We start from the raw sequence: 13,472 nt of genomic DNA, 5'->3' as shown, positions 1-13,472 counted from the left end.
ATTGCGTCGTCGGCAGCTTCGACAATCTCAATCCGTTCATCCTGAGAAGCCTGCGCACCACCGCGCGCGGCATGATGGATCAAGCCTTTGGCAATCTTGTCTTCGAGCCGTTGATGCAGCGCAACTACGACGAGGCCTTCAGTCTCTACGGCCTGCTCGCCGATACCGCCGACATGGATCCCGAGCGCAAGAGCATCGAATTCCACCTCGATCCCAACGCCAAATGGTCGGACGGCGAGCCGGTGACGCCGGAAGACGTGTTGTTTACCTATGACGTCTTCACCGAGAAGGGCCGCCCACCTTACAGCCAGCGAATGAAAGCGATTGCCAAGCTCGAAAAGACCGGCGACCGCAGTGTGCGCTTCACCTTCAACGACAAGGCGGACCGCGAATTTCCCCTGATCATTGCGCTGACGCCGATCATCCCGAAACACGCCTTCAACAAGGACACCTTCGACAGGACGACGCTAAAGCCTGTGATCGGCAGCGGGCCTTACACGGTGGCGCAAGTCGTGCCCGGTCAGCGCATCGTGTTCAAGCGCAATCCGGACTATTGGGGCAAGGACGTGCCGTCCAAGCGCGGCTTCGACAATTACGACCAGATCACCATCGAATATTTCCTCAACGCCAACGCCAAGCAGGAAGCGTTCAAGAAAGGCATCTGCGCCATCGACGACGACAGCGACCCGGTCAAACGCGAGCGCGATCTCGATTTTCCGGCCTTCCACAGGGGCGAGGTCATCGCCGAAACTTTCGATACCGGCATTCCGCCGGTGGTCAACGGTTTCCTGTTTAACACGCGGCTGCCGAAATTTTCCAATCCGGTCGTGCGGCGCGCGCTCGGCATGCTCTACGATTTCGAATGGGCCAACAAGAATCTGTTCGGCGGCAAATACACGCGCACGATGAGCTTTTGGCAGAATTCCGAGCTGTCCGCGCTCGGCCACCCGGCCAGCGAAAAGGAAAAGGCCCTGCTGGCCCCCTACCCCGGCCGCGTGCCCGCAGATGTCATGGACGGCACCTACAGGCCGCCCGTTACCGACGGCTCCGGCCAGGACCGCAAGGTGCTGAAGGCGGCATTCGAGCTGCTGAAGAGCGCGGGCTATACGGTGCAGGACGGCGCGATGCTCGATCCCGAGGGAAAGCCGTTCGGTTTCGAGATCCTGACCGCCTCGCAGGACGAAGAGCGACTTGCCGCTATCTATCAGCGCACCCTTGAGAAGCTCGGCATCGATGTCGGCATCCGCAGCCTCGACGGTGATCAGATCCAGTCGCGCAAGCAGCGTTTCGATTTCGAGGTGCTGGTCGGCTCGACCGGTTTCAACAACTCGCTGTCGCCCGGTATCGAGCAAACCGGGCGCTGGGGATCCGCTGCCGCCAAGGCCGAAGGCTCGTTCAACCTGGCGGGTGTCGCCGACCCCGCAGTGGATGCGGCGATCGAGGCGATGCTGAGAGCTCGTTCGAAGGAGGACTATGTAGCGGCCGTCCGCGTTCTCGACCGGCTGCTGATCTCCGGCAATTACATGGTGCCGACGCAGCACAACAACCAGCAATGGCTCGCTTATTGGAACTATCTGGAACATCCGCAAAAGACGCCCATGTACGGTTATCAGTTGCCGACCTGGTGGCGCAAACCGAAGTGACCTCTTCACAACAGGAGATCAAGATGAACGACGAGAGCTCGATTACCGTCGATGTGGTCTCCGACGTCGTGTGTCCCTGGTGCTTTATCGGCCAGAAACGGCTCGACAAGGCGATTGCCGCCGTCGATATCGACGTTCACATACGCTGGCGGCCCTTCCAACTCGACCCAACAATCCCGCCCGAAGGCAAGAACCGCCGCGACTATATGGTGGCGAAATTCGGCAGCGAGCATCGCATCCGCGAAATCCATGCCCGGATCGAACCGCTGGGCGAGGCTGAAGGCATCTCCTTCGCATTCGACGCCATCAAGGTCGCGCCCAATACGCTGGATGCGCACCGTCTCATTCGCTGGGCCGGCACGGCCGGCGAGGCCATTCAGAACCGGCTGGTGCGCCGGCTGTTCCAGCTGAATTTCGAGGAAGGCGCCAATCTCGGCGATCATGCCGTGCTGATCGAAGCCGCCCGCGAGGCCGGCATGGATGCGTCCGTGGTCGAAACGCTTCTGCCGACCGACGCCGATGTCGAGGCGGTGCGCACCGAAATCGCCACCGCTTCGCGCATGGGCGTATCGGGTGTGCCGTGCTTTCTGCTTGAAGGCAAATATGCGGTGATGGGTGCCCAGGACGCCGATACGCTCGCCGATGCACTCCGCCAGGTCGCCGCGGCCAAGGCACGCGGCGAACTGGAGACGGCGAACTGAGTCGGACTATTTCCTATTTCACCGTCACCTTGGCCTTGCTGACGAAAAAGCCATGGCCATGCTTGCCGGTGCAGGTCAATCCCTTGGCGGATGACTGGCAGGAAAACGGCCCCTTGCTCCAGCTGTTGCCGTACGCCAGCGTGGTGACGTCGCCGCAGCAGCCTTGCTCGCCCGGATTCTTGATCAGCGTCGCCGGACCTTTCGGGCCGAGGATGACGGTGACGTAGCTGGGCTCGACGCGCGAACAGCTCAACTCCGGTCCGCCATCCTGCGGCTCGTAGGTGCTGGTGCCGCCGTTTGGCGTGTAGATGCAGCCAATATTGCCGGACGGCGTGTTGAACTCGATCTGTCCCTCGGCGTTTGCGGGAACGGTCTGGCTGCCGGCATATGTTTGCGGCAGCCAGGCAAACATCGCGAGCATCGCCACAAACAATGTCCGTGCAAGCATGGCGAACTTCCCCCCGGTTCAAACCTGGATGCGTCCGGCAGGTTCGATCCGAAGCGCGTGTTTGTCAAACGCGGTTTGTGCGCGCTCTTAAAAAGGCACTGGCTAACTGATATTGATCTTCATCCTGGACTGTGTCGGCAAGTCATTTCTTGGCCGATTACGGGTTCCTGACAAGGCGGCTTCAAACACGAATCATACGGTCACGTCCTGCCCGCCGACGAGGCCGGACTGGCCGTGAAGGCGGTTCAGGCTGTGAAGATCGGCCGCTGGAAGGCGCTTCTATGTTCACAAAGCTGTGTGAAGACCTTCCCTTGGGGAAGATCTCTACTTGCTCGGGCGCAGGCAAGTAACTATTTGAAATTGCGTTGGTATTCCGCCCTTCGAAACGTGACGGCACAGCGCCGTGATCATTCATTCTGTTGCTCCACTGCAACGGCCGGCAAGCTAAGCCACCTGCGACTGGTGAAAAGCTAATGGAAAATGATCAATTGGTGTTACTGTCCGTAACAAAAGAAAAATCGTTTGGGCGGGATAGTGATTCGGGTCGATAGACCAACGCGACATTCAATATCGGAAAAATGGCTCCGCGGTGCCGCAAGGCAGTCGCCCCTGACGCCCGTATCTTCGATGCGCAGCTTCTGGGGGCTGATGCGGGTCTACTGGTTCTCGGACCGCTGGAGGGAAGCCTGGACGCTGACGCTGGTGATCGCGCTGATCATCGCGCTGTCCAGCAAAGCCGACGTCTGGTTTACGGTGGCTGGGGCCGAGCTGGCGGCTTCGATCGCTTTTTTCCACGATGCCGCGAACACGACGCCACTTAAGACAATACTGACCAACGCCGGTTGGCTGGTGCTGCTGGTCGTGCTCAAGGACTTGGTTATTGCCGGCATTCGCAACCTTGTTTCCAAGACATTGCATCGCAAATGGCGTGGCTGGCTGGATAGCCGATTCAACGAGGCCTTGCTCGACTCCAATCATTCGCATTTCCATGCCCAGCATGGCTCTTCCGGGAATGCAGCTCCCGACAATATCGACCAGCGCGTGCAGGAATCCATCAAGGCCATGACCGGTGGAGCCATCGGGCTTGCTTCGGGTGTGCTAGGCGTCTTCGCTTCGTTCTACTTTCTCGGCGGCGAATTGCTGAAAAACTCTGTCGAGGTGAAGGGGCTGGAGTTTCTCGGCAGCTACGGCAGCGCCGTCCTTGCTCTCCTGGCAATCGCTGTCTATGTGCCGTTCAACACCTGGATCGCGTTGAAACTCGGCCGAATGCTGGAGTGGCTAAACGTCAGAATGCAGCAGGCCGAAGGCAATTACCGCAGCGAGTTGATCACGTTCCTGCGCCGCAGTTTTCATGTCGCCGCATCGCAGGGCGAGAATGTGCAGAAGACTGTACACAGCCAGCGTTATGCAGACATTGACCGTACCTGGGCCAGACTGAACATCGTCAATACCGGCTACACCTCGTTCGAGCTGATCTATAATTTCATCGGTGCCAAGATTGTCGCTTTCGGGCCCGGGCTGGTGCCCTTCATCCACAACGGCCTCGACCTCAAGGGTTATCTGACAGCTTCCGGCCAGGTCGATAAGCTGATCAGCAACTGTTCGTGGTTCATCCATGTGATGCCGGAGATCGCCACCTTGCGCGCCAACAGCCAGCGCGTCATCGAATTGGCGCAGGCAATCGAAAACGTCCAGCACCCGCAGGAATTCTATCAGCAGACCGGCCGATCCGAGTTCCGCTACGACCACCAGAACCCGGTGTTCGGCCTGACCATCCAGAAGCTCGAACTGGCGCATCAGGGCGAGGACGCAACGCCCTTCCTGAGTGCCGCGAACTTGCGCTTCCGGCGTGGCGAGTGGACTTTCCTCAAGGGCGAATCCGGTTGCGGCAAGACCTCGCTGATCAAGGCGATCAACGGCCTGTGGCCTTATGGCCGCGGCACCATCGTCTTCCCGGAAGGGGTCAGGAGTTTCTACGCCGCTCAGGAGGTGAAGCTGCAGCAGGTTTCGCTGAAGCAACTGGTCTGCCTGCCCGGTTCCGAGCATGATTACGCCGACGTGCAGGTCGCATCCGCCCTGCACAAGGCCGGTCTCGGCGACTTCATCGAGCATCTGGCTGATGAGAGCCGTGAAGGAAAGATCTGGGATCAGGTTCTCTCGGGTGGGCAGAAGCAGAAGCTGGTTGTCGCCCGCATCGTGCTGCAGCAGCCGGGATTGCTGTTCCTCGATGAAGCCACCGGCGCGCTCGATCCCGAAGGACGGATCGCCTTCCATCAGGCGATCAAGGACAATTGCCCTGATGCAACGGTGATCTCGATCATGCATGAGGCGACGCCGCCGAGATCGCTCGCGGGCACCGAATTCTACCACAGCGTGGTTGCGATCGCCGACGGCGTCGCTACCAAGAAGCCGCTGGTTCCGAGCTTGCCGGTCGAGCTCACCACCATCCTCACGCAGCCGACACGGCCGGCCGAGGACAAATGGCTGCGCTTTCCCCGCCGGCTGAAGCAGAGATAGCCGCGGGCACCATTGCCAGCGTCCAGCCAGCCTGCCACGTCGCCCGATCACAGTCTCGCGATCCGCCGGTTTGCCGCCGTTTTAACCCGCTCTCGCGATTGACTCGGCAAGGCGCGCTCCTATGTTGCGCCGGCTTGCAGAATCTCAACTCGAACCCGCGAGCAGAAAGGTCACCGCGCCATGCCTGGCGACAGTCACAGTCGAACGCAACCGCCGTCCGCTTGACGTGGCCTGACAGGCTCACGTCCTGCCGGACGGCAAGGAGTGAGCCATGAACGAGTTTTCCCCTGTCGCGGGCGGCGATGCCATCGCCATCGCTCGCGTACTTGCCAACGAACACGTCGCCGACATCGTCGAGGCCTTGAACCAGGAGCCCCGCGAGACGGCATCGGAGCTGCTTTGCGAAGTGCCGTTCGAGCGGCTGGTCGAGATCTTCGACCAGCCTGAACTCGACGGCGCATCCGAACTGGTCGAGGCGCTGCCCCGCATCAAGGCAGGCAGACTGCTTGCCGCCATGTCGGTCGACCGCGCCGCCGACATACTGCGCGATCTGAACGAGCCGGCTCGTTCCGAACTGCTTGGTGGCCTGGCGCCACCGCTGCGCGCGACGCTGCTTGCCATTCTCGGCTATCCCGAAGGCAGCGCCGCCTCGCTCATGACGACCGAATATGTCAGCGTGCCGCCGGACTGGAGCGTGGCCCGCACGCTGGATTATATCCGCAAGGTGGAGCGGACGCGCGAAACCGTCTACGCGATCTACATCGTCGATCCGCAAACGCATGTCCTGTTGCGCTCGACCAGCCTGCGTCGACTTATCGCTGGCGGGCCCGACGAGCTGATCATGGCAATCGCGCCGGATCGTGCGCCTATCACCGTTTCACCGCTGACCGATAGTGAAAAGGTTGCTCAGTTGATCTCGAAATATGATCTGCTCGCCGTTCCGGTCGTGGACAACGGCAAACTGCTCGGCATCGTTACCATCGACGATATTATCGACACGATGATCGACGAAACGACGGAGGATGTGCATCGTTTCGGCGGCATGGAGGCTCTCGACGAGCCCTATATGAAGATGGGCTTTCTGGCGATGATCCAGAAACGCGCCGGCTGGCTGTGCGCGCTGTTTATCAGCGAGATGCTGACCGCAAACGCGATGCAGAGCTACGAGGGCGAGCTGGAAAAGGCGATCGTGCTGACGTTATTTATTCCATTGATCATGAGCTCCGGCGGCAATTCCGGCTCGCAGGCGACCTCGCTCGTCATCCGGGCGCTGGCGCTGCGCGAGATCGGCCTTGGCGACTGGTGGCGGGTGGCATTGCGCGAGCTGCCCACCGGCCTGGTGCTTGGCTCGGTTCTTGGCGTGGTCGGCGTCTGCCGCATCGCGCTCTGGCAGTATCTCGGCTTCTACGACTACGGCCCGCACTGGCCGCTGATCGCAATGACCATCGGCGCCACGCTGGTTGGCATCGTCACCTTCGGCTCGTTGTCTGGATCGATGCTGCCGTTCGCCCTGAAGCGCATGGGCTTCGACCCGGCCAGCGCATCGGCCCCGTTCGTCGCCACGCTGGTCGACGTCACCGGGCTGGTGATCTATTTTTCTGTGGCGCTGGTGATCCTGCGCGGAACGTTGCTGTAAGAAAACGCACGCACTGCCATCGCGGCAATTTCGTTGCCGCGATGGGTTGTCGTCGCGTCAGACGCGCTCACCATCTCTCACCCGGTAAGTCGGCTTGTACATGGTGACGAGTTCTTCCGCGGCGGTCGGATGCACCGCCATGGTGCGATCGAAATCATCCTTGGTCAGGCCGGCCTTCAGCGGTATGCCGAGAAGCTGCGCCATTTCGCCGGCATCCGGCCCGAGAATGTGGGCGCCGAGGACCCTTTTCGAGGCGCCATCGACGACCAGCTTCATCAGCATCTTTTCGTCGCGGCCGGAAAGTGTGTGCCGCATCGGCCGGAAGGTGGCGCGGTAGATTTCAACATTCGAAAAGCGCTTTGCCGCCTCATCCTCCGACAGGCCGACCGTACCGATCTCGGGCTGCGAAAAGACTGCGGTAGCGATCGTGTCATGGTCGGGCGCCGTCGGCTTGTCCTTGAAGGCGGTCTCGACGAAGCACATCGCCTCGTGGATTGCCACCGGCGTCAATTGCACGCGATGGGTGACGTCACCGATTGCCCAGATGTTGTCGATGTTCGTGCGGGAGTATTCGTCGACGTGGATTGCCCCGGTTTTGGTCATCTCGATGCCGACGCCTTCCAGGCCCATGTTCTCGGTATTGGGAATGCGGCCGATGGCGAGCATGACCTGGTCGCCCGTCAGCACCGTGCCGCCGGTGACAAGCGCGTCGAGCCGGCCGTCAGGCCGCTTCCTGACCCACTCGGACACGGCGTGGCAGAGGATTTTTATCCCTTTCTTTTCCATCGTGTCGTGCAGCATGCGTCTGAGGTCCATGTCGAAACGGCTGAGGATCTCCTTGCCGCGGTAGACCAGCGTCGTGTCGACGCCGAGGCCGTGAAAGATGTTGGCGAATTCGACGGCGATATAGCCGCCGCCCTCGATCATGATTGCCTTCGGCAGTTCCTTGAGGTCGAAGGCCTCGTTGGAAAAGATGCAGTGCTCATGGCCGGGCAATGCCGGATGCGGCGCCGGTCGCCCGCCGGTAGCGATCAGGATCTGGTCGGCGGTAACGGTGCGATCCTCACCGAGAAGATGCACCACATGCCGATCGACCAGGGTGGCGCGCGAATGAAAGACCTCGCCGCCGGCGCCCTGCACGTTCTTCTTGTAGATGGCCTCCAGCCGGCTGATTTCGCGGTCCTTGTTGGCGACCAGCGTCTGCCAGTCGAAACGCGCCTCAGGCACCGTCCAGCCATAACCGGCGGCGTCGGCGAAATGCTCGGGGAATTGCGAGGCGTAGACATAGAGCTTCTTCGGCACGCAGCCACGGATCACGCATGTGCCGCCATAGCGGTATTCCTCGGCAATGCCGACACGCTTGCCGAGTGCGGCCGCGACGCGCGCCGCCCTCACCCCGCCGGAGCCGCCGCCGATGACGAAAAGATCGTAGTCGTAACCGGCCATGGCTGAACTCCTTGCCCCTCAAACCCCGAGACAGGTAGGCTGCCGACTATCAAAAGAAAAGCCCGGACTTGCCGGGCTTTTGGTCCAGTGGCGGTCAGGCGGCTCGGAAGTCCGCAATCAATTCGGTGTAGCGTCCGCGGGAGCTGCGCCATCGGCCGGAGCGGTACCGTCGGCAGGTGCAGCCGGCGCCTTGGCATTCGCCGCTGCACCCAGGGTCTCGCCGACCTGCTGGGCGAGATCGCGAGCCAGGCCGTTCTGCCAGATCTCGGCAGCCTTCACCAGTTCGCGCGTCACGATCGGGCCGTTGTCGAGCAGCTTCTTGCCGGAATCGGAATTGTAAAAGGCGGCGATTTCATTGAGTTCCTTTTCCGAGAATACCTTTGCATAGGCGAGCGCCGCTTCCTTTTCCAGGTCGGCGCGGCGCGATGCCAAGGCCATCGCCTTCTCGTTGATCGTCTTGGCGATCAGTTCCTGCATATCCGGGTTCTTCTGAATCAGCTGCTGCTCCAGTGCCGCGGCCGCTTGCGGCAGGATGCTGTCGAACGTATCCGTCGCATGGATCGCCGCGACGGCGGCGCGCGCCGCCTTCAAATGCGCATCGGTGACGTCCTGCGAAAACGCAGGCGACGAAAACGCGAAAACGGCCGAGGCCGCCAGAATGGCAAAAAAGCGGCCAACCCGGTTATGCAACATCATGATCGGTAAAACTCCCTGATTTTCGGGCGGCATGGACGGTTTGGATGCCGTCGCCGCCGGCTATGATGGCCGTTGATGCCAGCCCGATGAAAAGACCATGCTCGACCACGCCCGGAATGGCGTGGAGAGCATTCGAAAGCGCTCTTGTATCCGGAATGCGGCCAAAAGATGCATCGAGGATAAAATGGCCGCCGTCTGTAACAAATGGCTGGGTCCCCGTCATCCTCAATGTAACAGGGCCGGAAAGGCCAAGGTTTGCAGCCGCCGCGCCGACCGCAATTTCGGTGGCGCGCAGGCCAAACCGGTTGACTTCGATGGGCAGCGGAAAACGGCCGATCATCTCGACCATCTTGGAGCTGTCGGCGATGACGATCATGCGGGCGGAGGCCGCCGCGACGATCTTTTCGCGCAGCAGCGCGCCGCCGCCGCCCTTGACCAATGTCAGCGCCGGATCGATCTCGTCGGCGCCGTCGATGGTGAGGTCGAGCTCGGGCGTTTCCTCAAGGGTCGACAGCGGCACACCAAGCTCGCTGCAAAGGACGGCGGTGCGCTCCGAGGTCGGAACGCCGATGACAGTCAGGCCGGTGGCGACCTTGTCGGCGAGCAGCCGTACGAACTCGTCCGCTGTGGTGCCGGTGCCGATGCCGAGCCGCATGCCATCCGTGACATGGGCAAGCGCTGCCCGCGCGGCCTCAACCTTCAATTGCCTCGCATCCATGCCGGGTCCCGAGATTTGTTTCGGCGCTCGTAGCATTTTTGCCGGGCTGGTCAAAGGACCTTGCCCGCGGTGGATAAGCCGGCTTGCCTGAACGGGCCGCAGCGTTTATCGCCTGCCGGCAATCAAATTGTCACAGGACAGGCCATGACCCGACCGATCATCGTGTTCGACCTCGACGGGACGCTGATCGACACGGCGCCGGACCTGCTCGACAGTCTCAACCACAGCCTTGCCGCCAGCCAGCTCGCGGCCGTCGACGAAGCCGGCTTCAGGCGCTTCGTTGGCCATGGCGGCCGGGTGATGATCGAGCGCGCCCACGCAGCGCAGCACAGGTCGCTGGCAGTGGAGGAGCACGATCGCCTGCTCAAGCTGTTTCTGGACCATTACACCGTTAACATCCCCGGCAAATCGCGCCCCTATCCCGGCGTCCCCGGGGCGATCGCGCGGTTCGAGGCGGCCGGCTACCTGCTGGCCATCTGCACCAATAAATACGAGGCCAATTCGGTGGCGCTGATCGAGGCGCTCGGCATGACCAGGCATTTCGCGGCGATCTGCGGCCAGGACAGTTTTCCGTTCCGCAAGCCAGACCCGCGCCATCTCACGCTGACCATCGCGCGCGCCGGCGGCGACCCGCACCGTGCACTGATGGTCGGTGATTCGCAGACCGACATCGACACGGCAAAGGCCGCCGGGATTCCGGTGGTGGCAGTCGATTTCGGCTACACCGACCGTCATGTGCGAGAGTTCGAACCGTCGGCGGTGATCTCGCATTTCGATTCGCTGACGCTCGATCTGGTACAAGGGCTGATGGCCGCGGCAGAGGGCTGAAAGCCGCCCATCGGGCGGACCGCCAAATGCCGACCGACAAGTGGTTGACTTAGCAGGCCGGCCTCCCTTATATCGCGGCGCGCTTGGCCTTCGGGCAACGAGCGGGCGATTAGCTCAGCGGGAGAGCACACCCTTCACACGGGTGGGGTCGCAGGTTCAATCCCTGCATCGCCCACCATCTTTTCAAGTACTTGCCGATCATCCGATTTCCTTCCGCACAACTTCCGTACAACTTGCCTCGGCAACGCCTGCGTTTTTGTGCGCCCCTCGCCGGCCGACATCGGCCGGGCTGGCAGCGATCGATTTGGAAGCGGGCGCGAATGCCGCCACCGCATCCGGACCGTCATACGCGGCTGTTCGACAAATACATGCGGCCAGAGCGTAACTTGGATTAGGACCGCTCGCGCATGTCTCGCCTTTGTCTTACGATGGCTCCGGGGGATATATCATGCCGAGACCTTTCCTTGCACGGGCCGCAATCCACTGGGCGCTGCGACGCAAGCCGCCGGTCAAGCAGTCGATGTTCGACGATGATCCCCCTGATCCCAACTATTTTTTCATCTATCTTCGCGATGCCGAAGGGAAGCGCCGCTACATTGTTCAGGACGCCGACTATGGCGGGGTTGGTGGGCTTTGGTTTGAAACCAACCACGCTGATGGCGAACCGCGGAGTCTGCTCAACTCCGAATTGAGGAAGTTCAACACCTCATTTCGGCACTACTACCGCGGCCACACTCTCACATATGGCGGCCCGTTCTGGTTCTTTTTTGCCTTATCGAGCTTTTACCCCTTCCGGGTTTACGCATGGAATAAGCTCCTCCAGCGCTCGTTCAACCGTCGGCCACTGACGCGGGCCGATCGGATGAGGGTGTTACAAGTCTTTCTGCAGAAGACCATCAGGAGGCCCGACTTTGCAGTTTCGCCGGTGGGTTTGATGGACATCATGTACACGAGCCGATTTGTGTTCCACCCCGACGAAAAGGAAACGGGAGAGTACTACTCACTCGTATTGGATTCTCTTGTCGCCTCAGGCGATCTCGCAAGAGACGGCGCTTACTACAAGATGCGCCCTCCAGCCCTCGCGACGCTCAACGCATACGAGGAGCAGGAGCAGCGTCACCGGGACATGGTTCGCCAGCAGGACATGCTTGGGCGGTTGACTCTTGCACTTGTAATCGTAGCGCTTATTCAAGCCGGCATTACGGTGTGGCAAGAGCTGAACCCAGACCCGACACCAGTACTTCCTGTAAGTACCAACGTTTCACGGAATGCCTCTACCACACCCTAGCTCGCTGGAATGCGTCGTCAGAATTGACGACAGATTTTGCTACTGGACTCGCGCTTGTGGTCGTTTCATTGGACGGCGGGCGGGTGCGCTGGGACCGGATCATTTCCCGTCGATCATTTTAGGGTTTCGGACGCCCCCAGGTTGATAGGGCATACAGTGTGCCGAATAGAATAGTCTGGACGACAGCGACGATGAAAACCCAGGACGATAGGTCCCAAGCCGCGCGCATGGCCTCTTGAGGTTTTTTTGGCATCGGGAATTCATATTTCTGGCGAAGCCACAAGCAAAAGAAGCCGAGCAACACACTGAACACGAGAAAAATGATCGCGGTCGTAATCTGCGTTCGAGGCCGCAGGCTGCGGAAAAGCAGGCAGCATACAACAGCAAGAAAGCAACCCACGGCGATGCCGGTGCGTTCGATCTCCGGTGGAGCGCCGGGTCGCGTGATCAGCGTCTTGCTGAACAGCTTCTGCCAATCAGCCACATATCCGGCGACGAGGCTTGGCGTCATCCCTCCTATAACCTCAAAGACACCTTTGATGGTCATTTAGTCACTTCTTGTAGCAGCGGTATTGGGACGACCGCCAACACCCGGCTCTCCGTATCCAAAAATTGGTAGTAAGCCTCGACCGAGCGCCAATTACTTTCCCGGCTACCGGACACCAAAAAGTCGATTGAGCCTTTTTCCGTCAGTTGGACGGGACCGTTTTCATTGAACTTAACGAAAGCCGGATGAAAAAAATCGCCGCCTACAGGAAATCGTGGTTCCACTCGCACGTTCTCAATCTTACCGTCAGGTCGTCCTTCGAGGCGCTGGACGAAGTATTTGAAGTAGCTTCGATAGACATCGCCATCGACGGACAGCCCTATCTGGCCTGTGAGTTCTAGCATGGTGTCGCGCGGCTTGTTAACGTCGCTCGGGAAATAAACCACAACCTGATCGGAATATCCTTCCGAGGGTAAACCTTGGACGCCAGCGGACGCCTCTTTGTACTCGGCGGCCTGGTGCTCGCAGTCCCCCATTTTGTTGCGATCATTGTCCTCAGCTGTACCAAGGAAATCGGCGAAAACCGTCTCCTGTAGCCCTCCATACTGAAGACAGCCCTGTATCGGGCGCGGGTTCAAATCGTCCCGGAGGCGGTGCGTTGGTTTGGCCCTATTTGAAGGCACGTACTCCTTGTAAGGACCTGGAATAAACCAGTGCACTAGGAGGTCACTGCCTGCATCGAGATTGGCCACACACGAGACATAGCGCTTCCGGTTGCCCGCATCCTCAACCCAGGAGCTGGTAACAAAATTGAAGTTTCCCGGATGATGTTCTTGCCGCGTATCGCCCTGGCAGTCATTCTGCTGAGCGGCCGCTGGGCCAAGGCAAACAAGTGCGGAAAAACCTGCAAGAACTAGCTGACGCATATCTTTCCCCCTCGACTGTAATTTGTACCGGTCGCGCTTGGGAAGCAAGAGTTGCTTAAACCCAGTTTCACACCCTTCACACGGGTGGGATCGGAGGTTCAATCCCTGCATCGCCCACCATCTGCTTTCCTGAATCAA

12 protein-coding genes and 1 tRNA gene are annotated in these 13,472 nt (G+C 60.2%); 7 read left to right on the top strand and 6 right to left on the bottom strand.

The window, feature by feature from the left end; all coding sequences use genetic code 11:
• Together NKJ20_RS04565 and NKJ20_RS04560 are read left to right on the top strand one after the other, a co-directional pair.
• The coding region (locus NKJ20_RS04565) for an extracellular solute-binding protein (RefSeq protein ID WP_352742796.1) at positions 1 to 1,643 on the top strand (1,643 nt) is incomplete at its 5' end.
• Between the two features lie 23 nt (positions 1,644 to 1,666).
• Complete coding sequence (locus NKJ20_RS04560; protein ID WP_352742794.1) at positions 1,667 to 2,344, top strand: DsbA family oxidoreductase; 678 nt, start codon at positions 1,667 to 1,669, stop codon at positions 2,342 to 2,344.
• 13 nt (positions 2,345 to 2,357) lie between these two features.
• On the opposite strand, the gene NKJ20_RS04555 is transcribed toward NKJ20_RS04560, so the two are convergent.
• Complete coding sequence (locus tag NKJ20_RS04555; protein ID WP_352742792.1) at positions 2,358 to 2,792, bottom strand: hypothetical protein; 435 nt, start codon at positions 2,790 to 2,792, stop codon at positions 2,358 to 2,360.
• A 627-nt stretch (positions 2,793 to 3,419) separates the two neighbouring features.
• On the opposite strand from NKJ20_RS04555, the gene NKJ20_RS04550 reads away from it, so the two are divergent.
• Together NKJ20_RS04550 and mgtE are read left to right on the top strand one after the other, a co-directional pair.
• A complete protein-coding gene (locus NKJ20_RS04550; RefSeq protein WP_352448904.1) occupies positions 3,420 to 5,309 on the top strand; it encodes an ABC transporter ATP-binding protein/permease in 1,890 nt (629 codons plus the stop codon).
• A gap of 271 nt (positions 5,310 to 5,580) precedes the next feature.
• Positions 5,581 to 6,945, top strand: a complete 1,365-nt coding sequence (gene mgtE, locus NKJ20_RS04545) for a magnesium transporter (RefSeq protein WP_352742790.1) — start codon at positions 5,581 to 5,583, stop codon at positions 6,943 to 6,945.
• A gap of 57 nt (positions 6,946 to 7,002) precedes the next feature.
• On the opposite strand, the gene gor is transcribed toward mgtE, so the two are convergent.
• From gor to rpiA, 3 genes are all read right to left on the bottom strand, one after another.
• Positions 7,003 to 8,391: a glutathione-disulfide reductase gene (gene gor / locus NKJ20_RS04540; RefSeq protein ID WP_352742788.1), complete on the bottom strand. Its 1,389-nt coding sequence runs from the start codon at positions 8,389 to 8,391 to the stop codon at positions 7,003 to 7,005.
• Between the two features lie 117 nt (positions 8,392 to 8,508).
• Complete coding sequence (locus tag NKJ20_RS04535; protein WP_352448901.1) at positions 8,509 to 9,087, bottom strand: DUF2059 domain-containing protein; 579 nt, start codon at positions 9,085 to 9,087, stop codon at positions 8,509 to 8,511.
• Positions 9,074 to 9,805 carry a ribose-5-phosphate isomerase RpiA gene (gene rpiA / locus NKJ20_RS04530; RefSeq protein ID WP_352742786.1) on the bottom strand — a complete coding sequence of 244 codons (732 nt, stop codon included), beginning with the start codon at positions 9,803 to 9,805 and terminating at the stop codon, positions 9,074 to 9,076. The genes NKJ20_RS04535 and rpiA overlap by 14 nt, the downstream gene beginning before the upstream one ends.
• Before the next feature lie 144 nt (positions 9,806 to 9,949).
• On the opposite strand from rpiA, the gene NKJ20_RS04525 reads away from it, so the two are divergent.
• The 3 genes from NKJ20_RS04525 to NKJ20_RS04515 all read left to right on the top strand — a co-directional run bounded on the left by NKJ20_RS04525 (position 9,950) and on the right by NKJ20_RS04515 (position 11,921).
• The gene (locus NKJ20_RS04525) at positions 9,950 to 10,633 is read left to right on the top strand and encodes a phosphoglycolate phosphatase (protein WP_352448899.1); all 684 of its coding nucleotides are present in this window, start codon (positions 9,950 to 9,952) and stop codon (positions 10,631 to 10,633) included.
• Between the two features lie 103 nt (positions 10,634 to 10,736).
• Positions 10,737 to 10,811, top strand: a tRNA-Val gene (locus tag NKJ20_RS04520).
• Between the two features lie 270 nt (positions 10,812 to 11,081).
• Positions 11,082 to 11,921, top strand: coding sequence for a hypothetical protein (locus NKJ20_RS04515; protein ID WP_352742785.1), 840 nt, complete (start codon positions 11,082 to 11,084; stop codon positions 11,919 to 11,921).
• Positions 11,922 to 12,039: 118 nt separating this feature from the next.
• Here NKJ20_RS04515 and NKJ20_RS04510 read toward each other — a convergent pair whose 3' ends face one another.
• Both NKJ20_RS04510 and NKJ20_RS04505 read right to left on the bottom strand, forming a co-directional pair.
• Positions 12,040 to 12,468, bottom strand: a complete 429-nt coding sequence (locus tag NKJ20_RS04510; protein WP_352742784.1) for a hypothetical protein — start codon at positions 12,466 to 12,468, stop codon at positions 12,040 to 12,042.
• Positions 12,465 to 13,334, bottom strand: a complete 870-nt coding sequence (locus tag NKJ20_RS04505; RefSeq protein ID WP_352540507.1) for a hypothetical protein — start codon at positions 13,332 to 13,334, stop codon at positions 12,465 to 12,467. The genes NKJ20_RS04510 and NKJ20_RS04505 overlap by 4 nt, the downstream gene beginning before the upstream one ends.
• Positions 13,335 to 13,472: the final 138 nt, after the last annotated feature.

This window comes from Mesorhizobium sp. M0185 (assembly GCF_040322175.1).
Classification (GTDB): Bacteria; Pseudomonadota; Alphaproteobacteria; order Rhizobiales; family Rhizobiaceae; genus Mesorhizobium.
This window is presented reverse-complemented; position numbering and strand designations above follow the sequence as displayed.